The sequence below is a fragment of the Streptomyces sp. NPDC001832 genome (genome assembly GCF_040297265.1).
GTDB lineage: Bacteria > Actinomycetota > Actinomycetes > Streptomycetales > Streptomycetaceae > Streptomyces.
Window position 1 is genome coordinate 232,064 of sequence record NZ_JBEOYU010000002.1, and the last position, 25,249, is coordinate 257,312.

At 69.7% G+C, this 25,249-nt stretch carries 20 protein-coding genes; 11 read left to right on the forward strand and 9 right to left on the reverse strand.

The window, feature by feature from the left end; all coding sequences use genetic code 11:
* The first annotated feature begins 256 nt into the window (after positions 1-256).
* The 7 genes from pdhA (ABT115_RS03340) to ABT115_RS03370 all read left to right on the forward strand — a co-directional run bounded on the left by pdhA (ABT115_RS03340) (position 257) and on the right by ABT115_RS03370 (position 8,977).
* Positions 257-1,420: a pyruvate dehydrogenase (acetyl-transferring) E1 component subunit alpha gene (gene pdhA, locus ABT115_RS03340; RefSeq protein ID WP_351783493.1), complete on the forward strand. Its 1,164-nt coding sequence runs from the start codon at positions 257-259 to the stop codon at positions 1,418-1,420.
* Positions 1,417-2,448 (forward strand): alpha-ketoacid dehydrogenase subunit beta, encoded by a 1,032-nt coding sequence (locus ABT115_RS03345; protein WP_351783495.1) that lies wholly within the window; start codon positions 1,417-1,419, stop codon positions 2,446-2,448. The genes pdhA (ABT115_RS03340) and ABT115_RS03345 overlap by 4 nt, the downstream gene beginning before the upstream one ends.
* Positions 2,448-3,881, forward strand: a complete 1,434-nt coding sequence (locus ABT115_RS03350; protein ID WP_351783497.1) for a dihydrolipoamide acetyltransferase family protein — start codon at positions 2,448-2,450, stop codon at positions 3,879-3,881. Before ABT115_RS03345 ends, ABT115_RS03350 begins: the two co-directional genes overlap by 1 nt.
* A gap of 98 nt (positions 3,882-3,979) precedes the next feature.
* Complete coding sequence (locus tag ABT115_RS03355) at positions 3,980-4,822, forward strand: NTP transferase domain-containing protein (RefSeq protein ID WP_351783499.1); 843 nt, start codon at positions 3,980-3,982, stop codon at positions 4,820-4,822.
* A 137-nt stretch (positions 4,823-4,959) separates the two neighbouring features.
* Positions 4,960-6,690, forward strand: coding sequence for a molybdopterin molybdotransferase MoeA (locus ABT115_RS03360; RefSeq protein ID WP_502969017.1), 1,731 nt, complete (start codon positions 4,960-4,962; stop codon positions 6,688-6,690).
* Positions 6,648-7,784 carry a potassium channel family protein gene (locus tag ABT115_RS03365; protein ID WP_351783501.1) on the forward strand — a complete coding sequence of 379 codons (1,137 nt, stop codon included), beginning with the start codon at positions 6,648-6,650 and terminating at the stop codon, positions 7,782-7,784. Before ABT115_RS03360 ends, ABT115_RS03365 begins: the two co-directional genes overlap by 43 nt.
* 206 nt (positions 7,785-7,990) lie before the next feature.
* Positions 7,991-8,977, forward strand: a complete 987-nt coding sequence (locus ABT115_RS03370) for an NAD(P)H-quinone oxidoreductase (protein ID WP_351783503.1) — start codon at positions 7,991-7,993, stop codon at positions 8,975-8,977.
* Positions 8,978-9,093: 116 nt separating this feature from the next.
* Here ABT115_RS03370 and ABT115_RS03375 read toward each other — a convergent pair whose 3' ends face one another.
* The 6 genes from ABT115_RS03375 to ABT115_RS03400 all read right to left on the reverse strand — a co-directional run bounded on the left by ABT115_RS03375 (position 9,094) and on the right by ABT115_RS03400 (position 16,789).
* On the reverse strand, positions 9,094-9,642 hold the full coding sequence (locus ABT115_RS03375) for a bacterial proteasome activator family protein (RefSeq protein WP_351783505.1): 549 nt from the start codon (positions 9,640-9,642) through the stop codon (positions 9,094-9,096).
* A gap of 119 nt (positions 9,643-9,761) precedes the next feature.
* The gene (locus ABT115_RS03380) at positions 9,762-12,599 is read right to left on the reverse strand and encodes an FtsX-like permease family protein (RefSeq protein ID WP_351783507.1); all 2,838 of its coding nucleotides are present in this window, start codon (positions 12,597-12,599) and stop codon (positions 9,762-9,764) included.
* Complete coding sequence (locus tag ABT115_RS03385; protein WP_351783509.1) at positions 12,596-13,375, reverse strand: ABC transporter ATP-binding protein; 780 nt, start codon at positions 13,373-13,375, stop codon at positions 12,596-12,598. The genes ABT115_RS03380 and ABT115_RS03385 overlap by 4 nt, the downstream gene beginning before the upstream one ends.
* A gap of 186 nt (positions 13,376-13,561) precedes the next feature.
* A complete protein-coding gene (locus ABT115_RS03390; protein ID WP_351783511.1) occupies positions 13,562-14,188 on the reverse strand; it encodes a PadR family transcriptional regulator in 627 nt (208 codons plus the stop codon).
* An 83-nt stretch (positions 14,189-14,271) separates the two neighbouring features.
* Positions 14,272-14,586, reverse strand: coding sequence for a hypothetical protein (locus tag ABT115_RS03395; protein ID WP_351783513.1), 315 nt, complete (start codon positions 14,584-14,586; stop codon positions 14,272-14,274).
* Between the two features lie 565 nt (positions 14,587-15,151).
* On the reverse strand, positions 15,152-16,789 hold the full coding sequence (locus ABT115_RS03400; protein ID WP_351783515.1) for a protein kinase domain-containing protein: 1,638 nt from the start codon (positions 16,787-16,789) through the stop codon (positions 15,152-15,154).
* Positions 16,790-17,247: 458 nt separating this feature from the next.
* On the opposite strand from ABT115_RS03400, the gene ABT115_RS03405 reads away from it, so the two are divergent.
* Positions 17,248-18,882 (forward strand): protein kinase domain-containing protein, encoded by a 1,635-nt coding sequence (locus ABT115_RS03405; RefSeq protein ID WP_351783517.1) that lies wholly within the window; start codon positions 17,248-17,250, stop codon positions 18,880-18,882.
* Positions 18,883-18,912: 30 nt separating this feature from the next.
* Here ABT115_RS03405 and ABT115_RS03410 read toward each other — a convergent pair whose 3' ends face one another.
* The 3 genes from ABT115_RS03410 to ABT115_RS03420 all read right to left on the reverse strand — a co-directional run bounded on the left by ABT115_RS03410 (position 18,913) and on the right by ABT115_RS03420 (position 21,286).
* Positions 18,913-19,905 carry a phosphotransferase enzyme family protein gene (locus ABT115_RS03410; RefSeq protein ID WP_351783619.1) on the reverse strand — a complete coding sequence of 331 codons (993 nt, stop codon included), beginning with the start codon at positions 19,903-19,905 and terminating at the stop codon, positions 18,913-18,915.
* 126 nt (positions 19,906-20,031) lie between these two features.
* Positions 20,032-20,460 carry a pyridoxamine 5'-phosphate oxidase family protein gene (locus ABT115_RS03415; protein ID WP_351783519.1) on the reverse strand — a complete coding sequence of 143 codons (429 nt, stop codon included), beginning with the start codon at positions 20,458-20,460 and terminating at the stop codon, positions 20,032-20,034.
* Positions 20,461-20,626: 166 nt separating this feature from the next.
* Positions 20,627-21,286 carry a response regulator gene (locus tag ABT115_RS03420; RefSeq protein WP_351783521.1) on the reverse strand — a complete coding sequence of 220 codons (660 nt, stop codon included), beginning with the start codon at positions 21,284-21,286 and terminating at the stop codon, positions 20,627-20,629.
* A 340-nt stretch (positions 21,287-21,626) separates the two neighbouring features.
* Between ABT115_RS03420 and pdhA (ABT115_RS03425) the strand changes: the two genes are divergently transcribed.
* The 3 genes from pdhA (ABT115_RS03425) to ABT115_RS03435 are packed head-to-tail and all read left to right on the forward strand — an operon-like array spanning position 21,627 to position 25,202.
* On the forward strand, positions 21,627-22,799 hold the full coding sequence (gene pdhA, locus ABT115_RS03425) for a pyruvate dehydrogenase (acetyl-transferring) E1 component subunit alpha (protein ID WP_351783523.1): 1,173 nt from the start codon (positions 21,627-21,629) through the stop codon (positions 22,797-22,799).
* A gap of 2 nt (positions 22,800-22,801) precedes the next feature.
* The gene (locus ABT115_RS03430; RefSeq protein WP_351783525.1) at positions 22,802-23,782 is read left to right on the forward strand and encodes an alpha-ketoacid dehydrogenase subunit beta; all 981 of its coding nucleotides are present in this window, start codon (positions 22,802-22,804) and stop codon (positions 23,780-23,782) included.
* A gap of 10 nt (positions 23,783-23,792) precedes the next feature.
* Positions 23,793-25,202, forward strand: a complete 1,410-nt coding sequence (locus ABT115_RS03435) for a dihydrolipoamide acetyltransferase family protein (RefSeq protein WP_351783527.1) — start codon at positions 23,793-23,795, stop codon at positions 25,200-25,202.
* Positions 25,203-25,249 lie beyond the last annotated feature (47 nt).

The following is a 25,249-nucleotide window of genomic DNA, read 5'->3' on the forward strand; positions in this document are numbered from 1 at the left end:
TGACATCTGCCCGCGCCTCCCCGTCCTGGACGACCTGCCCCTATCCCAGGCTGTGGAGAACCGTTTGTCCACAGGCTGAAGGTGCCTGTAGCCAAAATGCGCTCGCGACCGAACAATCGGTAGGTGAGGCACACCACATTCGTGCCTCGGACAGCGCTCGACATTTCGATGTATTTCGACACCCCTCGACATCGGACTTTCCCCCGATGTAGCCAGACGCCGCTCGAAAACCCCTCGATGCCAGGAGGTGCTTGTCATGACGGTCCAAGAGCTGCCCGGCGCGGCCGCTTACCGGCCCACGCCGCCCCCGGCCTGGAAGCCGCTCACCGATCCCGCGCCGCTGCTCCCGGACCCCGAGCCGTACCGCGTGCTCGGTACGGATGCCGTGGCCGATGCCGACCCCGAGCTGCTACTGCGGCTCTACGCGGAGCTGGTGCGCGGCCGACGGTACAACGCGCAGGCCACCGCTCTCACCAAGCAGGGTCGGCTCGCCGTCTACCCGTCGAGCACGGGGCAGGAGGCCTGCGAGATAGCGGCCGCGCTGGTGTTGGAGGAGCGTGACTGGCTCTTTCCCAGTTATCGCGACACGCTGGCGGCCGTGGCGCGCGGCCTGGACCCGGTCGAGGCACTGACGCTGCTGCGCGGCGACCGGCACACCGGTTACGACCCGCGAGAGCACCGCATCGCCCCGCTCTGCACCCCCCTCGCCACCCAGCTGCCGCACGCCGTGGGCCTGGCACACGCGGCGCGCCTCAAAGGGGACGATGTGGTGGCGCTGGCCATGGTCGGTGATGGTGGGACCAGCGAGGGCGATTTCCATGAGGCGCTGAATTTCGCGGCTGTCTGGCGGGCCCCGGTCGTCTTCCTCGTACAGAACAACGGCTTCGCGATCTCTGTACCGCTGGCTAAGCAGACCGCTGCTCCGTCTCTGGCGCACAAGGCCGTGGGATACGGGATGCCGGGTCGGCTGGTGGACGGTAATGACGCAGCCGCCATGCACCAGGTCCTCGGTGAGGCGGTCGCACGGGCCCGGAGCGGCGGCGGTCCGACGCTCGTCGAGGCGGTGACGTACCGCATGGATGCCCATACGAACGCCGACGACGCCACGCGGTACCGCGGCGCCAGCGAAGTGGAGGTGTGGCGTGCGCACGATCCGATCCAGCTCCTGGAACGGGAGCTGACCGGGCGGGGGTTGCTCGGCGACGACGGGATCGAGCGGGCGCGCGCGGCTGCGGAGGGGATGGCTGCCGCTCTGCGCGAGCGGATGAACGCCGATCCGGTGCTCGAACCGATGGATCTCTTTGCCCATGTCTACGCGGAGCAGACCACGCAACTACGGGAGCAGGCCGCCCGGTTGCGTGTCGAGCTGGAGGCCGAGCGGGGCCGGCACGGCCACAACGACCTGGAGGAAGGGCGATGACCACCGCAGCGGTACCGGCCGGGGAGCGAACGGCGAAGCTCAAACCCGCCACCATGGCGCAGGCGCTCGGGCGAGCGCTGCGCGACTCGATGGCCGAGGACCCGGCGGTGCATGTCCTCGGTGAGGACGTCGGCACGCTCGGTGGGGTCTTCCGGATTACCGACGGTCTGGCGAAGGAGTTCGGCGAGGACCGTTGCACGGACACCCCGCTGGCCGAGGCGGGCATCCTCGGCACGGCCGTCGGTATGGCGATGTACGGGTTGCGGCCCGTGGTGGAGATGCAGTTCGATGCCTTTGCCTATCCAGCGTTCGAGCAGCTCATCAGCCATGTCGCCAAGATGCGCAACCGGACCGCCGGTGCCATGCCGTTGCCGATCACGGTCCGGGTGCCGTACGGCGGCGGGATCGGCGGGGTCGAGCATCACAGCGATTCCTCGGAGGCGTACTACATGGCGACGCCCGGCCTCCATGTCGTCACGCCCGCCACGGTCGAGGATGCGTACGGGCTGCTGAGGGCATCGATCGCCTCCGACGATCCTGTGGTCTTCCTGGAGCCGAAGCGGCTCTACTGGTCGAAGGCGGACTGGTCGCCCGAGGCGCCGGTGGTCGTGGAGCCGATCGGACGGGCTGTCGTCCGCCGGCCCGGGCGCAGCGCGACATTGATCACGTACGGGCCGTCGCTGCCGGTCTGTATGGAGGCTGCGGATGCGGCCGTTGAAGAGGGCTGGGATCTCGAGGTCGTCGACCTGCGCTCACTGGTGCCGTTCGACGACGAGACAGTCGCCGCTTCCGTGCGGCGTACGGGGCGCGCCGTCGTTGTTCATGAGTCATCCGGTTTCGGCGGTCCGGGCGGCGAGATCGTGGCCCGGGTCACCGAGCGCTGCTTCCACCATCTGGAGGCGCCGGTGCTGCGGGTCACCGGGTTCGACATTCCGTATCCGCCGCCGATGCAGGAGCGGCACCATCTGCCGGGCGTGGACCGGGTGCTCGACGCGGTCGCCCGCCTGCAGTGGGAGGCGGAGAGCTGATGCCCCAGGTATTCGAATTCAGGCTGCCGGACCTCGGCGAAGGGCTCACCGAGGCGGAGATCGTGCGCTGGCTGGTGGAGGTCGGCGATGTCGTCGCCATCGACCAGCCGGTCGTCGAGGTCGAGACGGCCAAGGCGATGGTGGAGGTGCCGTGCCCGTACGGGGGTGTGGTGACCGCGCGGTTCGGTGACGAGGGCAAGGAACTTCCGGTCGGGGCACCGCTGTTGACGGTGGCGGTGGGTTCCGAGGGCTTGGCGGGCTCGGACGTGCGGGCTGGGGCTGGGGCAGTGGCATCGGCTGTGGGGTCGGGGGCTGGTTCAGGCGAGTCCGGTTCCGGGTCCGGTGAGGCGGAGGCGTCCGGCAATGTGCTGGTCGGATACGGGACGGGCGCACCGGTGGCGCGCCGTCGACGGGTCCGTCCCGAGGAAATGGCGGCGCCTGCTGCCGCACATGTGACGGCTGCGGCTGCGGCTTCTGAGGCTGTTCCGGACGCGGCGCAGGGGCCGGTGGCCGTCGTCTCCCCGCTGGTGCGGAAGCTGGCGCGGCAGCATGGTCTTGATCTGCGGCAGCTGGCGGGTTCCGGGCCCGACGGGCTGATCCTGCGGGCCGATGTCGAATCCGCGATCAGGGCACTCGCAGAGGGGGCGGAGGCTCCCATGCCGGCCTCGGTGCCGGAGCCGGCCTCGGAACCGACGTCGCAGCCGCTGGTGGCGCAGAAGGCTGCGAGTCCGGCCGTGGAGCGGATTCCGTTGCGCGGTATACGGGGCGCAGTCGCCGACAAGTTGGCGCGCAGCCGCCAGGAGATCCCCGATGCCACGTGCTGGGTTGACGCCGACGCCACCGAATTGATGGCGGCCAGAGCCGCGATGAACAGCGCCACCGGTCCGGCCGCCGGGCCCAAGGTGTCGGTGCTCGCCCTGTTGGCGCGTATCTGCACCGCTGCGCTGGCCCGGTTCCCCGAGCTCAACTCCACGGTGGACCTGGAAGCGGGGGAGATCGTGCGGTTGCCGGAGATCCATCTCGGGTTCGCGGCCCAGACCGAGCGGGGCCTGGTTGTCCCCGTCGTACGGGATGCGCAGGCCCGGAACGCGGAGTCGATCGGGGCTGAGATCGCCCGGCTGACCGAGGTGGCCCGGACCGGGAGGCTGACCCCGGCGGAGCTGACCGGCGGCACGTTCACGCTGAACAACTACGGGGTGTTCGGAGTCGACGGTTCGACCCCGATCATCAACCACCCGGAGGCGGCGATGCTGGGTGTCGGCCGGATCGTGCCCAAGCCGTGGGTGCACGAGGGTGAGCTGGCCGTACGCCAGGTTGTCCAGCTCTCGCTGACCTTCGACCACCGGGTCTGCGACGGCGGTACGGCGGGTGGCTTCCTGCGCTATGTGGCCGATTGTGTGGAACAACCGGCGGTGCTGCTGCGCATGTTGTAGGCGGAAAGGGGCGCGGGCTCCCGTTTCCTTCCGTCGCTGATGCACCGGATCACGGACGGGAGGATCAACGGGAAGCCGCGGCCCGCATACTCGGATGCATGACCGCGTATGACGCCATCGTCCTTGCCGGAGGGGCCGCCAAGCGGCTCGGCGGCGCCGACAAGCCCGGAATCCGGGTCGGTGGCCGTGCGCTGCTCGACCGGGTGCTGGCAGCCTGCGCCGATGCCTCGACCACCGTGGTGGTTGGCGGGCGGCGGCCCACCGTGCGCGCAGTGACATGGACGCGCGAAGAGCCGCAGGGCGGCGGCCCGTTGGCCGCGCTCGGCGCCGGGGTCCGGTGTACCGCCGCGGAATGGGTTCTCGTACTCTCCGCCGATCTGCCGTTCCTCGGGGAGAGCGCGGTCGGAGCGCTGCTGGCCGCCGCCGTTGACGGGCAGCGGGACGGGGCCCTGTGCACCGATCAGGACGGCCGCGACCAGCCTCTCGTCGCCGTGTACCGCGCCGAACCGCTGCGCCGCGAGCTCGCCCTGCTCGCCACTGAGCACGGCAGCCTGTCCGGACTGCCCCTGCGGTTGCTGACGAATGAACTCGACCTTGCCCGGGTGGGGGCCGGCCCCCACGCCTCCTTCGACTGCGACACCTGGGAGGACATTGCGTCGGCACGGGCCCGTATCAGAGAGCATGGGACCGTGCTGGACGAATGGATTACCGCAGTCAAGAACGAACTGGGCATCGAACTCGACGTCGACACCGACGTCCTGCTCGATCTCGCCCGTGATGCTGCCCACGGCGTCGCCCGGCCCGCCGCGCCCCTGACGACCTTCCTGGTCGGGTACGCGGCGGCGAAGGCGAGCGGCGACGGGCCGGCGGCGGTGGCCGAGGCCGCCCGAAAGGCTGCCACGCTCGCACTTCGGTGGGCGGACGAGAACGAGACGCAATGACAGCCCACAACGGCAGGCCAGACCCACCTCCGACGGTCGGCGTCGCGTCGATGGGCGTCGGGCCTTCGGCGGGCGTGAGGCCCTCGGCAGGGCTCGGGCCTTCGGCCTGTGACCATCCGGAGTCGGCCGACCGCGGAATGGAGGCAGGTGATCGGTCGGCGGCCACCAACTCCTCCTCGACGGTCAGCTCGTCTTCGGTGGCCACCCCGTCGTCAGCCGTCGACCTGCCCTCGGCGAGCGGCCGTCCTCCCACGGCGCATCGAGGCCTGACTCCTGAGGAGCTGCGGGCTGCCGAGGAGGACAGGGCTGTTGAACAGGCTCTCGCTCTGGTCGGGCATCAGTCGTCGGATGAGCCCCACCTCGCACGTCGCCCTCAGCCCGCGGATCAGCCCCACTTCATGGACTTCGGCCTCTCGGCGCAACCGAGCTCCACGGACCTGCCCCGCCGCACGGAAAGACTCGCGTCCGCGTCCCAGATTCCGCCCCCGCCCCCGAACCGGAGCGCCGACCGGCACCGGCACAGGCGGGCGACGCCCTGGCGGCAGGCGCGTGCCCTCGCCGCGCGGTCGGGCCGGGATGCTCCCGCCCGCGTCCGGCGACTCCCCCTCGACCAGACGCTCGGACACGTACTCGCCGAGCCGCTGGTCGCGCTCACCGATCTGCCGTCCTTCGACACCTCCGCCATGGACGGCTGGGTCGTCACCGGACCGGGGCCGTGGGCCATCCGCAAGGCCGAGGGAGCCGGAAACGAGAAGAGTTCCGGGGACACGGGTGCAGGTTCACGCCCAGGCCAGGATCTGGGCATCCTTGCCGGGCACAGCACCCCCGCCACGCTCCCCGACGGCGATGCCATACGTATCGCTACCGGCGCCCGCATCCCGGCGGATGCCAACGCCGTGATCCGCAGCGAAAACGCTCACGTGGACGAGGTCAAGGGGCTGCTTCACGCGAAGCATCAGGTGCTCCCCGGACAGGACATCAGGCCCCGTGGTCAGGAATGTCGTTCCGGCGATCAACTCCTGCCCGCAGGAGCCCTGGTGACTCCAGCTGTCCTCGGTCTGGCCGCCGCTGCCGGGTACGACGAGCTCGTTACCGTCGCCCGCCCTCGCGTCGACATCCTCGTCCTCGGTGACGAACTGCTGACCAGCGGTCTGCCGCACGACGGGCTGATCCGTGACGCGCTCGGCCCGATGATCGGGCCCTGGCTCCGAGCGCTGGGCGCCGAGGTCTCCGCCCCGCAGCGTCTCGGCGACGACGCGGCGGCCCTCCGGCACTTCCTCACCACCTCCGACGCCGCTCTGGTCATCACCACCGGCGGTACCGCCTCGGGCCCTGTCGACCACGTCCACCCAGTCCTGGCCGAGATCGGGGCCGAGCTGCTGGTCGACGGTGTCGCGGTCCGCCCCGGTCACCCGATGCTGCTGGCCAGACTCAAGACGGAGGGTTCAGACGTGGGCCCGTATCTCGTTGGACTGCCCGGCAATCCCCTGGCCGCTGTCTCCGGGCTCCTCACGCTCGCCGAACCGCTGCTCCGCGGGCTGGCGGGCCTTACGCCGGAGACACCGTACCGGGTCGTCGTGCACGACGAGGTGCACGGGCACCCGCACGACACCCGTCTGGTGCCTGTCGTCCGCCGCACAGGCAGCACCGGCGACAGCGCCGGTTACCTCGGCGACGCGGGCACCGGCAGTGGAGCCGAGTACGTCATACCGCTGCACTACAACGGTCCGGCGATGCTCCGAGGAATTGCCGCGGCGGACGGGCTGGCCGTCGTACCACCGGGCGGGGTACGGTCCGGCACTGAGGTGGAGATTCTTGACCTGCCGTGGGCCTCGGCGACGCCGTGGACGGAAGGGTGTTTCACGTGAAACTTCCCGGCCACGATGCGATGGCCAGGCGCGCCGACGAGTATGTCGCGCCCACACGGGTGCAGCTCCCGCGCAGGGTCGTCTACGGACCGGCTCGGCAGGTCGCCAAGCGGCTGATGATGGCGTTGATGGTGCTTGCCGTCACTGTGCTGATCGTCTGGCTCGACCGCGATGGATATCACGACGCTGCCGATGGCACGGTCGACCTGCTGGACGCGGTGTACTACGCGACGGTCACCCTCTCCACCACCGGCTACGGCGACATCACCCCGTACGGGGACGCTGCCCGGCTCACCAATGTGTTGCTCGTGACACCGCTGCGGGTGCTCTTCCTGATCATCCTGGTCGGCACCACTCTCGAGGTCCTTACGGAACGGACCCGGGAGGACTTTCGGCTGAAGCGTTGGAGAACCAACTTGCGTGACCACACCGTTGTCGTCGGCTTTGGCACGAAGGGCCGTTCGGCCATTCAGACCCTGCGGGCCAGCGGCCTGAAGAAGGAACAGATCGTCATCGTCGACCCGGCGACCAAGGTGATTGAGATCGCCAACGCCGAAGGGTTCGTGGGCGTGGTCGGCGATGCGACCCGCAGCGAGGTGCTTTTGCGGGCCGAGTTCCAGAAGGCACGTCAGATCATCATCGCCACCCAGCGCGACGACACGGCGGTGCTGGTGGCGTTGACGGCGCGGCAGCTCAACCGCGGCGCGAAGATCGTCGCCGCGGTGCGTGAGGAGGAGAACGCTCCGCTGCTCCGGCAGTCCGGCGCCGACGCCGTGATCACCAGCGCCAGCGCGGCGGGTCGACTTCTCGGCCTCTCCGTCCTCAGCCCCAGCGCGGGCACGGTGATGGAGGATCTGATCCAGCAGGGCAGCGGTCTCGATCTCGTTGAACGGCCGGTGATAAAGGCCGAGGTGGGCAAGAGCGTCCGGGAGACCGACGATCTCGTGGTCAGCGTGCTGCGCGGGCATCGGCTGATCGGATACGACGATCCGGCGGCCAGTCCGCTGCAGTTGACGGACCGTTTGATCACCATCGTGCGTGCCTCGAACGAACCACCGCTGAGCTACCCGGCTACGGGTACGCCGCGACCGTAGCCGGGAATCGCGCCGCGCAGGTAGCGGGCGTCGCCAAGGCATGGTTTGCTTCCGCCGGCCCGGCCCGGCCCGCCGCCAACGGCGTCGCCCGCCGCCCATGGCTTCGCCCGCCGCCCACGGTGTCGCCCGGCCCGCTGCCCCCGGTGTCGCCCGTCTCACGGCGTCACGGCGTTGCCCGGTCTGCGCCGCGGAGTAGCCTCGCCGCCATGTATGCGATCACGATCCCCGAACCCGGTGGCCCCGAGGCGCTCGTATGGGCCGAGGTGCCAGATCCGGTAGCCGGCGCGGGCGAGGTCCTCGTCGATGTCGTGTCCAGCGCTGTCAATCGCGCCGACGTGCTGCAACGGCAGGGGTTCTACAACCCGCCGCCCGGCGCGTCCCCGTATCCGGGCCTGGAGTGCGCGGGCCGCATCTCGGCGATCGGGCCCGGTGTCACCGGCTGGGCGGTCGGTGACGAGGTGTGTGCACTGCTCGCAGGCGGCGGTTACGCGGAGAAGGTCGCCGTCCCCGCCGGGCAGCTGCTGCCCGTACCGGACGGAGTCGACCTGACTCTGGCCGCAGCACTGCCCGAGGTGACGGCCACGGTCTGGTCGAACGTGTTCATGGTGGCCCATCTACGCCCTGGCGAGACGCTGTTGGTGCACGGCGGATCCAGCGGCATCGGCACGATGGCGATCCAGCTCGCCAAGGCCGTGGGTGCACGGGTCGCGGTGACCGCGGGCGGACCGGAGAAGCTCGCGCGCTGCGCGGAGCTCGGGGCCGACATCCTGATCGACTACCGGGAGCAGGACTTCGTCCAGGAGCTGCGCAAGGCGACGGAGGGGGCCGGTGCGGACGTCATCCTCGACATCGTCGGCGCGAAGTACCTGGACCGGAATGTGAAGGCACTCGCCGTCAACGGCCGGCTGGCCATCATCGGCCTCCAGGGCGGCGTCAAGGGCGAGCTGAATCTGAGCGCTCTTCTGAACAAGCGGGCCGCCATCACCGCGACCTCGCTGCGTGGCCGACCGCTCGCCGAGAAGGCCGCCATCGTCGCCGCCGTACGCGAGCACGTCTGGCCGCTGATCGCCGACGGTGTCGTCCGGCCGGTCGTGGACCGCACGCTGCCGATGCCCGATGCCGCCGAGGCTCACCGGGTGCTGGAGTCCAGCGCACACATCGGCAAGGTGCTTCTGCAGACACCCACGGGCTGAAGCGCCGCCTCCCCCACTGCGCAGGAAAAGGCCCGGCGCACAGGTCGTTGACCATGTGCGCCGGGCCTTGATGTTGCCATGTGATCTAGGTGCGCGAACCAATTGCGATGTACGGGCTAGAGATAAGGGCCCGACCGGATGGCCCCGTGCTGGTCCCCGCTGCCGTCCTGATCCTCGTGTCCGCTCCCCGACGGAAGGGCGCGCCGCATCTGCTCCAGCTGGGCCCGTGCCGCCATCTGCTGGGCGAACAGCGCCGTTTGGATGCCGTGGAAGAGGCCCTCCAGCCAGCCCACCAACTGGGCCTGCGCAATGCGGAGTTCCGCCTCGGAAGGTACCGACTCATCGGTGAACGGCAGGGAGAGCCGCTCGAGCTCCTCCACCAGCTCCGGTGCGAGGCCGTCCTCCAGCTCCTTCACGGAGCTTGCGTGGATTTCCTTGAGCCTTACCCGGCTCGCCTCGTCGAGAGGAGCCGCCCTGACCTCCTCCAGGAGCTGCTTGATCATGCTGCCGATGCGCATGACCTTGGCGGGCTGTTCGACCATCTCCGTCACTGGGACCTCACGCGATTCGTCGTCAGTGCCACCGCCGCCGATCGCCATGCCGTCCTGCCCCACTACGAGGACTTGGGGGTGCTCCTGCGACCGTTCATTCCTCGGCATCTCCATGGCGCCATTGTCTCGCACACCTGCCGTACAACACGGTGGTGCCCCCGTAAACGGTTGATCCACCGTTTACGAGGGCACCGAATCAGCCGGTCAGGCCACTGACCGCACCGCCCGCGTCATCATCCGGCCCGCCGTGCCAGCACCAGGCGCGACCGCGTGAACGCCGCCGCGAGCAAACCGGCCAACATCGGAACACACACGACGAGCAGACCGAGGGTTTCCCAGGGCAGCACGATCGGCGTGTACGCCGACTGCGTGGGATCCGCCCGCATCACCTGCAGTGCCTCCCGCAGGTCGGTGAGGCGCAGTGCCACCGCGGGCACCACGCCTGCCAGTGTGCCGAGCACCACACCCGTCAGCGCCACCACCACGCACTGGAAGCCGGACAGCTTCCGCCGCATGCCGTCAGTCGCACCAACCGCGCTGAGAGTGTTGAGATCGGCTTCCGCGTCCGCCTTGGCGAGGCCCGTAGTGATCGCGGCCGCGCCCAGGGTCACCACGCCGGCGAACAGGGTCAGGACCAGCAAGATGGTGTCCTGCTCCTGGCCGAGGCCGCGTTCGGACTGCACCCACATGCCGCCGCCCGCCTGCTCGATGGCACTGTTGACCCGCTGGTACTCGGCGTCCGTCGGCGCATGGCCGACGGCATACACGCTCCCGGACACCCTGGTGTGCAGGCCGAGCCGCTCTGCGGTCTTCTCTGGGAGGATCATGCGGATTCCAGGGGTGGCAGCGTACTTCGCCGGGGCTACGTACACCTTCAGCTTGTCCACAGTGGTCCGCGCCTTGCCCGGGTGCAGCTTCCAGTTCGTTCTGTCCTTCTCGCTGTACTGGTGCACCGCCTTGATGGTGACCTCCCCGTTCTCCGCGTACACCGGGTTGAGCAGCACCGGTGTGCCCGCGGCCAGTGCCTTGGCGGCTTCCGGGTCGTCGAGCTTCACATACGTGTCGAGCAGGGCCGCGTCCGCGACGACGATGTTGCTCTCATCGGTGTTGAAGACGCCCGACCCCACCAGGTCGAGGCAGACGGGGGAACTCATCAGCTTCTTGTGCTCGTCGGCGGAGAGCCGCGCGGCCAGTTTCTTGGCTCCCTTGCCAGTGAGCGGGCAGCTGCGGGCTTTGCCGGTGGGCTTGACGAGTTCCAGCGAGTTGCACTGGCTATCCTCGTAGACGTAGCAGTCGCTGCCTGCCCAGACCCGCCGGAAATTCACGGGTTTGCTGGTGACGTCCATGTTCCGCTCCACCGCTGTCCGAGCCAGCGGGAGGCGCTCGGCCGCCTTCTCGTCGCCGGACGCAATGACGATGGCCCCCTTGGCGAGCGAGGGAATGTAGTCGTACTCCGCCTGGGCCGAACGGCTGGCCGCGTATGTGGCGATGGCGACCGAACCCGCGACGGCCGCCATCACCGCGGCCACGGCGGGAGCGGTACGACCGCGGTTGCGGGCCGCGTCCCGCAGCGCCATCCGGGGCGAGAGAGGCAGTCTCTTGCCGAGCCGCCCGAGGAAGCCGACGATCACCGGGATGCAGGCGAGCAGCCCGAGTTCGGCGGTGATCGAGCCGCCGACGACCAGTACCGATTTTCCGCTGGTGCCGCCGAGGACGGCGACGGCACAACCGATGGCCAGCAAGCAGACGCCCAGGATGGGCAGCACGCGGGAGGAGCGGCGGACGCCGCGCCGTCCTGTGAGCGACTCCAGTACCGACTGCCGGCTCGCCACGATCGCCGGGGCGAACGCCGCCAGGAGACCGGTGATCAGGCCGAGCGCGGCGATGGCAAACAGCTCCGCGGGCTTCAGGGAGAGGGAGCCGAAGCGTGTCCCGGCCCAGTCTTCGATCACGGGGCGAAACGCCGCGGTCAGCCCGAGCCCGGCCACCACACCGGCCACGGCCCCGGCGCCGCCGAGCACCAGACCGCCGCCGAGCACCACGGCCCGCACATGGCTCTTGTCTCCGCCGCAGGTGCCGAGCAGGCCGAGCTGACGGCGGGAGCGGCGCGCACCGACGGCGAAGGCAGGTCCGGCGAGCAGCACGATCTCCAGGACCGCCATGGAAATCACGGTGATGAGGGCCACGCTCAGGTCCTTGGAACTGTCCAAGTACATGTTGGGGGCGTTCTTGGCCAGTGGGACCTCGGAGTCCGGCGGCGGGGCGAGGACGACCTGGCGGGACTTGACGAGGATGCCCGACTTATTGGCCTCCATGATGTGCGGCCAGGTCACCCCCACCCCTTCGGGCGCCTTGACCAGCCAGTTCTTGGAATTGGCGTTCGGCGGCAGCACCTTCTTGTCGTGGTCGGCCTTGGCCTTCCACGGCGCGATGACCGTTCCCGGGTCGGCGTACAGAGCCTTGGCCTTCAGCTCGTCGGGCTGCTCGACCACTCCGGTGATCGTGTACTTCTCACCGGAGTTGCGCAGGGTGGTGGTTGAACCGATGTGCAGCCCGGTCGACTTGAGGAACGGTTCGGTGGCGGCCACCTCGCCCTTGCCGTGCGGGTAGGTTCCGCGAACCAGGTCGATCTTGCCGCGGGCCAGCTTGTCCGACGTGCGGAACTCGCGGACTTCGGTGTCGGCGATGCCGTACTTGGTGGTGACGCTCGCCGGGACGGACTGGATGCTGATCGCCCGTGAGCCCTTGGGGAACGTGGTTCTGATGTCGACCGAGGGGCCGGTGTCGTTCTCCAGCCGGCCGCCTCCGATTTCGTTGTACATCTCCCCGTCGGGCATCTGCTCGATGGGGCCGACCTGCGGGTCGCTGAAGAGCGCGTCGGCGGAGCCCATTTCGGCCGTCAGCTGCTCGGAGGTGGTCGGTGTGACACTGCGGTACGTCACGTCGAGGGCCGTGACCCCTAGTACCGGGACCGCGATCATCGCGACCACCAGCGCGCTGCGGCCCTTGGCACGCATTGCGTCGCGCCTGGCTATCCGGAGGGAGGCGCGCCAGCCCGTGAAGACGCTCACTGGGCGCCCTCGGCAGCCAGCAGCGAGTCGGCACCGGCGGTGAGCGTCTGGTCGACGATCGAACCGTCGCGGAGGAAGACCACCCGGTCCGCCCAGGCGGCGAACCGCGGCTCGTGTGTCACCATCACGCCGGCCGCACCCTGGTCGCAGCGTTTGCGCAGCAGCGCGAGCACGGCCTCGCCGGTCTCGGAGTCGAGGGCCCCGGTCGGTTCGTCGGCGAGCACGAGGCGCCGGTCCCCCACCAGCGCACGGGCGATCGCGACGCGCTGCTGCTGGCCGCCGGACATCTCGTCCGGGAACCGGTCGGCGACCTTCAGGAGCTTCAACTCCTCCAGCGCCGCCCGTGCCTCCTTGCGGGCCTTGCGCGCGGAGACCCCGTCGAGCTCGCGCGGCAGGGCGATGTTCTCGGCGGCGGTGAGTGCCGGGATCAGGTTGTAGTCCTGGAAGACATAGCCGACGCTGCGGCGGCGCAGAGCGGCGACGCCTTTGCGTCCGAGGCCGGAGATGTCCTGGCCCTCGATGATGACCTGGCCGCTGGTCGCGGTGTCGAGACCGCCCGCGATGGTCAGCAGGGTGGACTTGCCGGAGCCGGAGGGGCCCATCACGGCGATGAGCTCACCGGTGTGCACGGAGAGGTCGACGCCGCGTAGGGCCTGCACCTCGGCGACGCCGGTGCCGTGGGTGCGGGTGAGCGCTCGGAGTTCGAGTACCGGTGCGTGGAGCGACAGCGGCGAACCGGGCGAGGACGCGGATCGGGACGGGGCACGCGAGGACATGGTGGGTGGTTCCCCCCCTTGGAACGGATCTGTGGGCCGACGTCTGTGGGGCCGACGTCTGTGGGGCCGACGGCTGATACCGCAGCGGCCAATGGTCGGCGGTCGGCGTCGGCACCTGGGCGGTTCGAGGGTGGTTCGAGCGCCGGGTGCGTACGCGGGCTGTCTGTGGACGCGGGCTGTCTGTGGTCAGCGCCGGCTGCGCAGGTGCGCGATACGGGCACGGGTAGGGGCCGGGGCTCGGCTGGTCGTACGCACCGCGGGCTCCGGCTCCGTCGCGGCGGCCTCGGCGAGGCGGACCAGCCGGGACTCGCAGTGGTCCAGCCAGCGGGCCTCGGCCTCCGCCTGGAAGATCAGTTGCTCGAGTACGAGGAGCCAGGCGACCTCGTCGCGGTTGGCCGGGACATCGGCCAGGGCCTGTCCCTTGAGGCGGGTGTAGTCCTGCATCGCCTTCACGGTGTGGCGGCGCTGGGACTGGATGACGGCCCGGATGTCGACCCCCGGCGCGCCGACCGCCATGGCGAGCTTGATGGCCAGCTCGTCGCGCGGCGGGTTGCTGCGGTCGACGGGCGTCTCGAACCAGCTCCGCAGCTCGGTGCGGCCGTCGTCGGTGATCGTGTAGAGGGCGTGTCCCTGGTCGTCCTCGTCCTCCTGGGCGACCAGGCCGTCGCGCTCCAGTCGGCTCAGTGTTGTGTACACCTGGCCGACGTTGAGCGGCCAGGTGGAGCCGGTGCGCGATTCGAATTCGGTACGGAGCTGGGAGCCGTATCCGGGCCCCCGCTCCAGCAGGGCCAGTAGGCCGTGACGGATCGACATACTGAGTATGTATACCGAGTATGTTGCTTGTTGCAAGTCGCCGCCGGAGTGCGTGGGAGCCGGGGGAGGCCTGTGGACCGGTCTCAGTTCGGGCGGCGCAAACGGAAGGCCAGGAAGCCCAACCCCAGTCCTATCAGCGCGATTCCGGCGCCCAGAGACACTCGCTGCACCCGCTCGACGGCAGGCCTGTCGAGTGCCTGCGGAGCGAGTCGGCCGGCTTCGGGGGATGTGCTCGCCGCCGGTGTCGCGGCGGTCACCGGCGGCGGGTCGGTCGCCGCGGGTCGCGCGTCGGGCTCGTCGAACGAACCGTCCGCGGGTGCGAGCTCCCACGGCAGGAGCTGCCGCCCGGGCCGCAGCCGCCCCCCGCCGGCCTCGCGCCCGGCGAGCGGGGGCTGCACTTCGGGAGGCGGTGACCCGGCGTTAGCGGTTGCGGAGGAGGGTGAGGCCGAGGGGGAGCCGGAGGCCGAGGAGGAGGAGGGGGGAGCGGATGCCAGAGGTGTCGGGGCTGCCGAGCCGCCCCCCGAGGGAGTGGTCGTCGGTACGGCTGAAGAAGTCGGTACGGCTGAAGGAGTCGGTGCGGCCGAAGGGGTGGCCGAACCCTTGCCTGACGGTTCGACACCGGGGGTGCTGGAAGGTGGGGCGGAGGGGGCGGCCGGCGTGGTCGTGGGCGGCGCCACCGAGGCGCTGTTCGCCCCCGGCGTCCCACCGGGGGCGCGCCGGTCCGCGTGCGCCACGCCGGTTGCGCCCCCCATCGCCGCGCCCGTCGCGAATATGAGACAGGTCACACACCTCGTAGACCGTGAGGGGAGAAGTCCTGGAGCCATGAGGTCAGCGTCACATGTGGCGATATGTCCGGCATCTCGGATATGTGACGACCTCGGAGGGGTGCCGTCACGTGTATGCGGTCGGGGAAGCCCGCCCTCTCATGCACTCGGCTACCCGTGTACCCGAGTGCACGTCCGCTCAGGCCGGGTCGCCCGTCGCGACGCGCAGTTCGAAGTGGGCACCGGTCTTGTCCACGGCGGTGCCGGACGACGGGAACTGGTCGATGACCTGATCCTCCGCGTACGCGTTCCCAGGGACCTTGACCTTCTTGACGGTCCAGCCGGCCGCGTCCGCGCACGCCTTCGCGGAGAGATAGTCCTTGTACAAGAACTTCGGCGCGATGACTTTGCTCGGATCGACTGAGTCCTCCAGGGCGTCCGTGCAGTTCTCGGTCTTCATCGTCCGGTTCCGCTCCGGATCCTTGTGCTCGCTCGCGGTCGGAGACTCGTTCGCGGAGGAATCGCCCAAACCCGAGTCATCCTTCGTCACGTTCTCCACGATCGCTCCGCCGACCGAGAGCAGCGCGACCACGATCGCGCCGATGATCACCTGCTTCATCCGCTTCGAGCTGACCTTGCCGGAGCCGGTCCGCGACTGTGTCTGCGGCGCGGTTGTGTAGGGCGGCGGGGTCTGCTGCTGCATCGGAGACATGGGCGCCGGGCTCTGGTATGCCGGAACCGTCTGCGGATAGCCGTACGACGGAGACGGAGCGGGCGCCGGGGTCGGCGGACCGTACGGTCCCGGCTGGTACGGACCCGGCTGGTACGGCATCTGGACGTTCTGCGGCGCCGGCTGGTCGACCGGCGGGAAGACCGCCGAGCTGACGCCCATACCGCTGTTCGACGGCGCGCCGCCGCCCGCGACGATCGCCGGGGCGCCCGGTTGCCCGCTCGCGTTCAGCACGCGCGCGATCTCGTCCTGCATGGCCGCGGCGCTCGGGAAGCGCTCGTTCGGGTTCTTTCTCAGCGCGCGGGCGACGAGCGCGTCCATCGCCGGGGTGATCGACCGGTTGATGGTGGAGGGCGCGACCGGCTCCTCCTGGACGTGCGCGTACGCGATGGCGAGCGGCGCGTCCGCGTCGAACGGGAGCCGCCCGGTCAGCAGCTGGAACAGCATGATGCCGACCGAGTACAGGTCGGAGCGCGCGTCCACCCCGCGGCCCAGGGCCTGCTCGGGGGAGAGGTACTGCGGGGTGCCGACGACCATGCCGGTCTGCGTCATCGACGTGACGCCCGACTGCATGGCGCGGGCGATGCCGAAGTCCATGACCTTCACGGCACCGCGCTTGGTCACCATCACATTGCCGGGCTTGATGTCGCGGTGGACCAGGCCCATCTCGTGGCTGGTGTCCAGCGCGGCCAGCACGTCGGCCGTCACCTTGAGCGCCTTGTCGGCCGGCATCGCGCCGTAATTCTGGATGTCCGCCTGGAGCACGGAGCTGAGCGGCTGCCCCTCGACGTACTCCATGACGATGTACGGCATCAGCGCGCCGCCGAGCTCGTCCTCGCCGGTGTCGAAGACCGAGACGATGTTGGTGTGCTGCAGTTTCGCAACGGCCTGCGCCTCGCGCCGGAACCGCTCGCGGAAGGACTGCTCGCGGCCCAGCTCCGTGTGGAGTGTCTTGATCGCGACCTGGCGGTCCAGCGCGGAGTCGTACGCCAGGTATACGGACGCCATTCCGCCTTCGCCGAGCAGGTCGCGAAGCTGGTACCGGCCGCCGGCGACCGAACCGCCCGCGTAGCGACCCTGAGCGCCGTGTGCGCCGTCCTGGCTCATGACTTGCTTCCCCCTCGGCGCGCGACTGGCGCGGTGATCCTCAATTACGCGCCAAGTCTGCCCGAGGGGTACGACACGTCAAGCCAAGAGCTCGTTCCGTGATCCTCAGCACAAGGAGCGTCTCGGAAGCGTTACAGGAAAAGCACGGAATCTGCGCGCGCGGCACGCCGGTCGGCCGGATGACCTGTCCCTCCCGGAAACGGTGTGTCCGGCGGAGGCTGTAGCGTGACGTGGCAATGCAGCTAGTGCCGCTGCCGGCAAGGTTTGCCCGTCAAGGAGCGGCGACCGGTGCATGTGATCAAGGCGGCCGGAAGCCCTTGTAGGGGAGCTACCTGGGCTTTTGGTCAATGCCGCGAGCGCGTGTGCCGGACGTCGCGACGGGGGCAGACCTTGCCGGTCGCGGCACTGGACACCGTGAGAACCCGCGGACGCGCGGACAGATACGACGGCGAGGACTGATGGCACCCGATTCCGAAGCAAACGGCGGCGGAGTTTCGGATGGCACCGACTCCTGGGGCATCGGCGGCGTCGTCGGTGACGGGCGATACCGGATGACCCACCGGCTCGGCCGGGGCGGCATGGCGGAGGTCTTCGCGGCCGAGGACGTCCGGCTGGGACGCACGGTCGCGGTGAAGCTCCTGCGTTCCGATCTCGCCGAGGACCCGGTCTCCAAGGCCCGGTTCACCCGCGAGGCACAGTCGGTGGCGGGCCTCAATCACCATGCGATCGTCGCCGTGTACGACTCCGGCGAGGACGTCGTGGGCGGCCAGACCGTCCCCTACATGGTGATGGAGCTCGTCGAGGGCCGCACCATCCGCGATCTGCTGCTCAATGCCGAGGCCCCGCCGCCCGAGCAGGCGCTGATCATCGTCTCGGGTGTGCTGGAAGCCCTCGCGTACTCGCACCAGCACGGCATCGTGCACCGTGACATCAAGCCGGCCAACGTGATCATCACGAACTCCGGTGCGGTCAAGGTGATGGACTTCGGCATCGCCCGTGCGCTGCACGGCGCGCAGTCGACGATGACGCAGACCGGCATGGTCATGGGCACGCCGCAGTACCTCTCCCCCGAGCAGGCGCTGGGCAAGGCCGTCGACCACCGCTCCGACCTCTACGCCACCGGCTGCCTGCTGTACGAACTCCTGGCGCTGCGGCCCCCGTTCATGGGTGAGACACCGCTCTCCGTGGTGTATCAGCATGTGCAGGACACCCCGGTTCCGCCGTCCGAGGTCCTGGACGCGGTGCCGCCGGAGCTGGACGGGCTGGTCATGCGCTCGCTCGCGAAGGACCCGGACGACCGGTTCCAGAGCGCCGAGGAGATGCGCGGCCTCGTCCAGTACGGCCTGCAGATGCTTCAGGTGCAGGGCGGCCATACGGGTACCTGGAACACCGGCCCGATCGCGATGCACCAAGGCGGACACACCCCGGCCATGGGCATCGCCGGGGGCACGATGGCGATGAGCCACCCGCAGCACGGGGACACCTCGCAGGGCCCGATCCTGCCGCCGATGAACCCCGACGACGGTGGCTACGAAGGCGGACACCACGGCGGCGGCCGCGGCAAGCTGTGGCTCTTCGTCGTACTCGCGCTGATCGCGATCGGGGCCGGTGTCGCCTTCGCCGTCAGCGCGGCGAACGACAACGGCAACCAGCACGAGAAGAAGCCCACGAAGACCACCAGCCCGTCGGCCAAGCCGGAGAGTTCGCCCCCGCCGAGCGACAAGCAGAGCGAGCAGACCCAGCAGCCGGAGAACTCCACCGGCAACCATCAGGACTGGCAGCCGCGGCCCACCTACACCCCGTCGGCCACCCCGAGCAAGTCGTCCGAGCCGCCGTCGACGAATCCGTCGACACCGGCTACGGGTGGCAGCACCGGCGGGGGCACGGGTACGGACGGCGGCGGTACCGGGTCGGACGGCGGGGGCACGGGTACGGACGGCGGCGGTACCGGGTCGGACGGCGGGGGCACGGGTACGGACGGCGGCGGTACCGGGTCGGACGGCGGAGGCACGGGTACGGACGGCGGCGGTAACGGGACCACCACGGGCGCGGCCGGCACGACAGGCACCCTCGCAGGCTCCGCCACCCAGTGACCCGACAGGCTCTGAGGCGTTCACGGGGCCTCACCCCGTGAACGCCTCGCACACCGCCTCGTACTCGCGCGTCCACCAGACCGCCAGGGCCGACACCGCAGGGAACTGCGGGTCGGCCCTTCGGTCGTGCAGGCAGTAGCGCCAGCGCAGTATCCAGAAGTCGTTGAGCCGCTCCCACCACACCCGGTGTACCGCCGCGGCCAGCTCCGCCGCCCCAGCCCCGGCCGCCCGCCGGTAGGCCCCCGCGTACGCCCGTACCTTCTCCAGTTCCAGCTTTCCGGCCGGCTGTACGAAGAAGATCGCCGCGGCTCGTACCGCCTCCTCCGCGCGCGGCTGGACCCCCAGCCGGTCCCAGTCGAGGATCGCTACCGGGGCCGTGCCCCGGTAGAGGACGTTCAGCGGGTGGAAGTCGCCGTGCACCCAGCCGGTGGCCGGGATGCCGGGGGTGGGCGGCCTGCGGTCGGCGTGCTGTTCCAGCAGGATGCGCCGCTCCAGGAGGCGGTGCTCGGCCAGCTCGTCGAAGGAGTCCCGGGGGTGGCGCCCGCGCGCGGCCGCCAGCAGGTCGTCGATCAGCGCGAAGGTGTCGGCGGGGTCGGGGCTCTGGTAGCCGCCGGACCGCCCGGCGAGCCCCGTGCCCGCCTCCATGACCTGTTCGAGCCCGGTGTGCACCGCCCCGAGCAGCGCTCCTAGCCGTTGCGACTGGGCAGCGGTGAGCTGGGCGCCGGCTCGGTGCAGTCCGTCGACCCAGGGGTGCAGGGCGTAGCACCGGCCGCCGATCTCCGTGACCGTGTCGCCCTCGGTGTCCTCCACGGGCGGGGCGACGGGCACGCCGAGTGACTGCAGCCGTTGGGTGGCGCGGTGCTGGCGGGCGATCGTGGCGCGGTCGCCGGTGGAGTCGTCGAGGTGATGCTTGAGGAAGTAGGAGCCGCGGGTCGTGGAGACGCGGTAGCCGCGGTTGAGCAGGCCCTGGGTGACGGGCTTGCAGGTGAGGGGCTCACCGGCATTCGGGTAGCGGCGCAGCACCTCGTCCACCGGAGGGACGGGAGGACAAGCCGTGGTCGAACGGGGCACGGACGAGCACAGCACCTCGCCGGCCGGCGGAGCAGACGGAAGGGTTACAGATGAGCGCGCCACTCACCAGATGTTAGATCACGCTGCGTTGCGGATCAGTTGACTTGCGTGGAAGTTCAGAGTGTGCGCAGAGACGAAGTGCGGGTCGACCCCGAGGTAGGCCGGGGCGAAGGGCTCTCCGTTCACCTGGACGGGGGCGGCGCCGAAGCGCTCCCGCTGTTCGGGGGTCGGGTGCACGATCTTGGCGGGGCCGGTGAACTGTACTGACCACAGCTCGCCGTCGTCCTCCGAGGGCGCGGCGTTGAAGTTGTCCGCTCCGTACGCCACGACCGTGCCGTTGCAGGCTTCGTGGTAGCCGAGGCCGCTGTGCATCCGCAGGACGACGCGACCGTCGACCACGATGTGGCGGGCGACCGCCAGTATCGGGAGGGCCCGCATGCTCGTCGCCAGCCGGCCGTACGGGACGCGGCCGAGCAGGTCGATCGCGTGCAGTTCCTCAGAGGGCATGTCGTCCACTCTCCGCCGCCGACCAGGCCGCAGAAAGAGGCCGCGGCCCCAAGTGGTCCGGGACCAAAGTCCCGAGGAGGATCACCGAGGACCGCGGCCGCTCCGTGCACGTCCTGGCCTTGCCGCGACGCGGCGCTCAGCCCCCGGCCTTCCCGCCACGTGGCGCTCAGCGCCTCTCGGCCTGCAGCCTGGCCACGTACGCGGCGGCCTGCGAGCGCCGTTCCATGCCCAGCTTGGAGAGCAGGCTGGAGACGTAATTCTTGATCGTCTTCTCGGCGAGGTGCAGTCGCTCCCCGATCACCCGGTTCGTCAGTCCCTCCCCGATCAGATCGAGGATCTTGCGCTCCTGATCGGTGAGACCGGCGAGCTTGTCGTCGTCCCGGCCCTTCTTGCCGTCGCGCAGCCGCTCCAGCACCCGGGCGGTCGCCACCGGGTCCAGCAGCGACTTCCCGGCCGCCACGTCCCGTACCGCGTTCAGCAGTTCGTTGCCGCGGATCGCCTTCAGTACATATCCCGACGCGCCTGCCATGATCGCGTCGAAGAGGGCCTCGTCATCGGCGTACGAGGTCAGCATCAGGCATTTGATGTTCTCGTCCTGGGAACGGATCTCCCGGCAGACCTCCACGCCGCTCCCGTCCGGCAGCCGCACGTCGAGCACCGCCACATCGGGCCGGGTCGCGGGGATACGGACCAGTGCGTCCGCCGCCGTGCCGGCCTCGCCGACGACCTCGATGCCGTCCTCGACCGAGAGCAATTCATGGACCCCGCGCCGGACGACTTCGTGGTCATCCAGCAGAAAAACAGTGATTTTTCCTTGTTCGCGCACAAAATGCAGTCTCACACACTCGCCTCTTCCCTGCCGCCGAACGGCGGGATAACGTGCCGTTGTTCCGGCGGCCTGCAAGGCTGTTACCAGTGCTGTGACCAGCGAAAGTTCCCGACGTTTTCGATTTACTTGGAAATCCAAGCAAAATCGCAGGTCAGAGGGGTTTCGCAGTTATGCGGCGTACTGGGTAACGTGCTTTTGGCAGGGCGCTCGCCGGGGCACCTGTCACGCCTGTTCCCGGACCGAGCGGCACCCACCCCGTGCACGGGTACGGAAACAGGCGAGCCGCACTGGCTTCCCGGCAGACCCCGGGGGCCGGACCGACGGAGGAGCACCGCAAGTGACCGTGGAGAGCACTGCCGCGCGCAAACCGCGACGCAGCAGCAAGCGGACCAGCGCCGTGAAAACGCCCGCTAAGAGGGCCGCCAAGACGCCACAGAGTTCCGAGCCCGAGCTCGTACAGCTGCTGACGCCCGAGGGCGAGCGGGTGGAGCATCCGGACTACCAGATCGACCTGACCGCCGAAGAGCTGCGCGGTCTGTACCGGGACATGGTCCTGACCCGCCGCTTCGACGCCGAGGCCACCGCCCTGCAGCGCCAGGGCGAGCTGGGCCTGTGGGCCTCGCTGCTCGGCCAGGAGGCCGCCCAGATCGGCTCAGGCCGGGCCCTGCGCGACGACGACTACGTCTTCCCGACCTACCGCGAGCACGGCGTCGCCTGGTGCCGGGGTGTCGACCCGACCAATCTGCTCGGGATGTTCCGCGGTGTGAACCACGGCGGCTGGGACCCGAACAGCAACAACTTCCACCTGTACACGATCGTCATCGGCTCGCAGACCCTGCATGCCACCGGCTACGCCATGGGCGTCGCCAAGGACGGCGCGGGCTCGGCCGTGATCGCGTACTTCGGCGACGGTGCCTCCAGCCAGGGAGACGTCGCCGAGTCCTTCACCTTCTCCGCGGTCTACAACGCCCCGGTCGTCTTCTTCTGTCAGAACAACCAGTGGGCGATCTCGGAGCCGACCGAGAAGCAGACCCGCGTCCCGCTCTACCAGCGCGCGCAGGGCTTCGGCTTCCCCGGCGTCCGGGTCGACGGCAACGACGTACTCGCCTGCCTGGCCGTCACCAGGTCGGCGCTGGAGCGGGCCCGCCGGGGGGAAGGGCCCACGCTCGTCGAAGCGTTCACCTACCGCATGGGCGCGCACACCACCTCCGACGACCCGACGAAGTACCGGGCGGACGAGGAGCGGGCCTCCTGGGAGGCCAAGGACCCGATCCTGCGGCTGCGTACGTACCTGGAGAAGCAGGACGCCGCCGACGAGGCGTTCTTCACCGCGCTGGAGGCGGAGAGCGAAGCCCTCGGCAAGCGGGTGCGAGAAGCGGTACGAGCGATGCCCGATCCGGACCGGATGGCCATCTTCGACCACGTCTACGCCGACGGGAACCCGCTCGTCGACGAGGAGCGCGCCCAGTTCGCCGCCTACCAGGCATCGTTCGCCGAGGAGAGCAACTAGCCATGGCCATGGAAAAGATGTCCATTGCGAAGGCTCTCAACGAGTCGCTGCGCAAGGCCCTCGACACCGACCCCAAGGTCCTCATCATGGGCGAGGACGTCGGCAAGCTGGGCGGGGTCTTCCGGATCACCGACGGACTCCAGAAGGACTTCGGCGAGGAGCGGGTGATCGACACCCCGCTCGCCGAGTCCGGCATCGTCGGTACGGCGATCGGCCTGGCCCTGCGCGGCTACCGGCCCGTCGTGGAGATCCAGTTCGACGGCTTCGTCTTCCCTGCGTACGACCAGATCGTCACGCAGCTCGCGAAGATGCACGCCCGGGCGCTCGGCAAGATCAAGCTGCCGGTCGTCGTGCGGATTCCGTACGGCGGCGGCATCGGTGCCGTCGAGCACCACAGTGAGTCCCCCGAGGCCCTGTTCGCGCATGTCGCGGGCCTGAAGGTGGTCTCGCCCTCGAACGCGAGCGACGCCTACTGGATGATGCAGCAGGCCGTCCAGAGCGACGACCCGGTCATCTTCTTCGAGCCGAAGCGCCGCTACTGGGACAAGGGCGAGGTCGAGACCGACTCCATTCCCGTCCCGCTGCACCGGGCCGCGGTGGCACGTACGGGCTCCGACCTCACGCTCGTCGCGTACGGACCGATGGTGAAGGTCTGCCTCGAAGCGGCCGCGGCCGCCCAGGAGGAGGGCAAGTCGATCGAGGTCCTGGACCTGCGCTCGATGTCCCCGATCGACTTCGACACCATCCAGACTTCGGTCGAGAAGACCGGCCGGCTCGTCGTGGTCCACGAGGCGCCGGTGTTCTACGGCTCCGGGGCCGAGATCGCCGCCCGGATCACCGAGCGCTGCTTCTACCATCTGGAAGCACCGGTGCTGAGGGTCGGCGGCTATCACGCCCCGTACCCGCCGGCGCGGCTGGAGGACGAGTACCTGCCGGGTCTTGACCGTGTGCTCGACGCCGTCGACCGCTCGCTGGCGTACTGAGGACTGGGGCGTGACAACGATGACCGACACTTCCAACGCTGCTCGCTTCCGTGAGTTCAAGATGCCCGACGTGGGCGAGGGACTGACCGAGGCCGAGATCCTCAAGTGGTACGTACAGCCCGGCGACACCGTCACCGACGGCCAGGTCGTGTGCGAGGTCGAGACGGCGAAGGCGGCCGTGGAGCTGCCCATCCCGTTCGACGGGGTGGTGCACGAACTGCGCTTCCCCGAGGGCACGACCGTCGACGTCGGCCAGGTGATCATCGCGGTGGACGTGGCGCCGGGCAGCGGTGACGCGGCCCCGGCCCCGGCTCCTGAGCCGGTCGCGGAACCGGAGCCGGAACCCGAGGCCCCCAAGGGCCGTCAGCCCGTCCTGGTGGGTTACGGCGTCGCCGAGACCTCCACGAAGCGGCGCGCCCGCAAGGGTGCCGAGACGGCGGCACCCGCCGCGGCGGCCGCGGTCCAGAGCGAGATGAACGGTCACGGAGCCGTGACCGCCCGGGAGACTCGGCCGCTCGCCAAGCCGCCGGTGCGCAAGCTGGCCAAGGACCTGGGCATCGACCTGGCGACGGTCGTCCCGACCGGCAAGGACGGGATCATCACCCGCGAGGACGTGCATGCGGCGGCCGCGCCCGTAACGGCACAGGCGCAGGCCCCCGTCGCGGTGGAGGCCGCGCCGGCCCCCGCCCCCGAGGCACCGGCCGCCTTTGTCGCGGGCGCGCGGGAGACCCGTATCCCGGTCAAGGGCGTACGGAAGGCCATCGCGCAGGCGATGGTCGGCAGCGCGTTCACGGCTCCGCATGTCACCGAGTTCGTGACTGTCGATGTCACGCGCACGATGAAGCTGGTCGCGGAGCTCAAGGAGGACAAGGACATGGCGGGGGTGCGGGTCAACCCGCTCCTGATCATCGCCAAGGCCCTCCTGGTCGCGATCAAGCGGAACCCGGAGGTCAACGCCGCCTGGGACGAGGCGAACCAGGAGATCGTCCATAAGCACTACGTCAACCTGGGCATCGCCGCCGCCACCCCGCGCGGCCTGATCGTGCCGAACATCAAGGACGCGCACGACAAGACCCTCCCCGAACTCGCCGCCGCACTGGGTGAGTTGGTATCCACGGCGCGCGAGGGCAAGACGTCCCCCGCCGCCATGGCGGGCGGCACGGTGACGATCACCAACGTCGGTGTCTTCGGCGTCGACACCGGGACGCCGATCCTGAACCCGGGCGAGTCCGCGATCCTCGCGGTCGGCGCGATCAAGCTCCAGCCGTGGGTTCACAAGGGGAAGGTGAAGCCCCGTCAGGTCACCACGCTGGCCCTGTCGTTCGACCACCGCCTGGTCGACGGTGAGCTCGGCTCCAAGGTACTGGCGGATGTCGCCGCGATCCTGGAGCAGCCGAAGCGGCTGATCACCTGGGCGTAGGGGTTTTTGCGGTACGTGTGCCGAGTGGGCCCGCGCGGTATTCGCGG

Coding starts and splice junctions, on each gene's coding strand:
- ABT115_RS03400 (WP_351783515.1), bottom strand. CDS start 16,789: ATGAGCCAGGACGGCGCACACGGCGCTCAGGGTCGCTACGCGGGCGGT.
- ABT115_RS03355 (WP_351783499.1), top strand. CDS start 3,980: ATGACCGCGTATGACGCCATCGTCCTTGCCGGAGGGGCCGCCAAGCGG.
- ABT115_RS03390 (WP_351783511.1), bottom strand. CDS start 14,188: ATGTCGATCCGTCACGGCCTACTGGCCCTGCTGGAGCGGGGGCCCGGA.
- ABT115_RS03415 (WP_351783519.1), bottom strand. CDS start 20,460: ATGCCCTCTGAGGAACTGCACGCGATCGACCTGCTCGGCCGCGTCCCG.
- ABT115_RS03370 (WP_351783503.1), top strand. CDS start 7,991: ATGTATGCGATCACGATCCCCGAACCCGGTGGCCCCGAGGCGCTCGTA.
- ABT115_RS03385 (WP_351783509.1), bottom strand. CDS start 13,375: ATGTCCTCGCGTGCCCCGTCCCGATCCGCGTCCTCGCCCGGTTCGCCG.
- ABT115_RS03345 (WP_351783495.1), top strand. CDS start 1,417: ATGACCACCGCAGCGGTACCGGCCGGGGAGCGAACGGCGAAGCTCAAA.
- ABT115_RS03350 (WP_351783497.1), top strand. CDS start 2,448: ATGCCCCAGGTATTCGAATTCAGGCTGCCGGACCTCGGCGAAGGGCTC.
- ABT115_RS03360 (WP_502969017.1), top strand. CDS start 4,960: ATGGAGGCAGGTGATCGGTCGGCGGCCACCAACTCCTCCTCGACGGTC.
- pdhA (WP_351783493.1), top strand. CDS start 257: ATGACGGTCCAAGAGCTGCCCGGCGCGGCCGCTTACCGGCCCACGCCG.
- ABT115_RS03375 (WP_351783505.1), bottom strand. CDS start 9,642: ATGGAGATGCCGAGGAATGAACGGTCGCAGGAGCACCCCCAAGTCCTC.
- ABT115_RS03405 (WP_351783517.1), top strand. CDS start 17,248: ATGGCACCCGATTCCGAAGCAAACGGCGGCGGAGTTTCGGATGGCACC.
- ABT115_RS03430 (WP_351783525.1), top strand. CDS start 22,802: ATGGCCATGGAAAAGATGTCCATTGCGAAGGCTCTCAACGAGTCGCTG.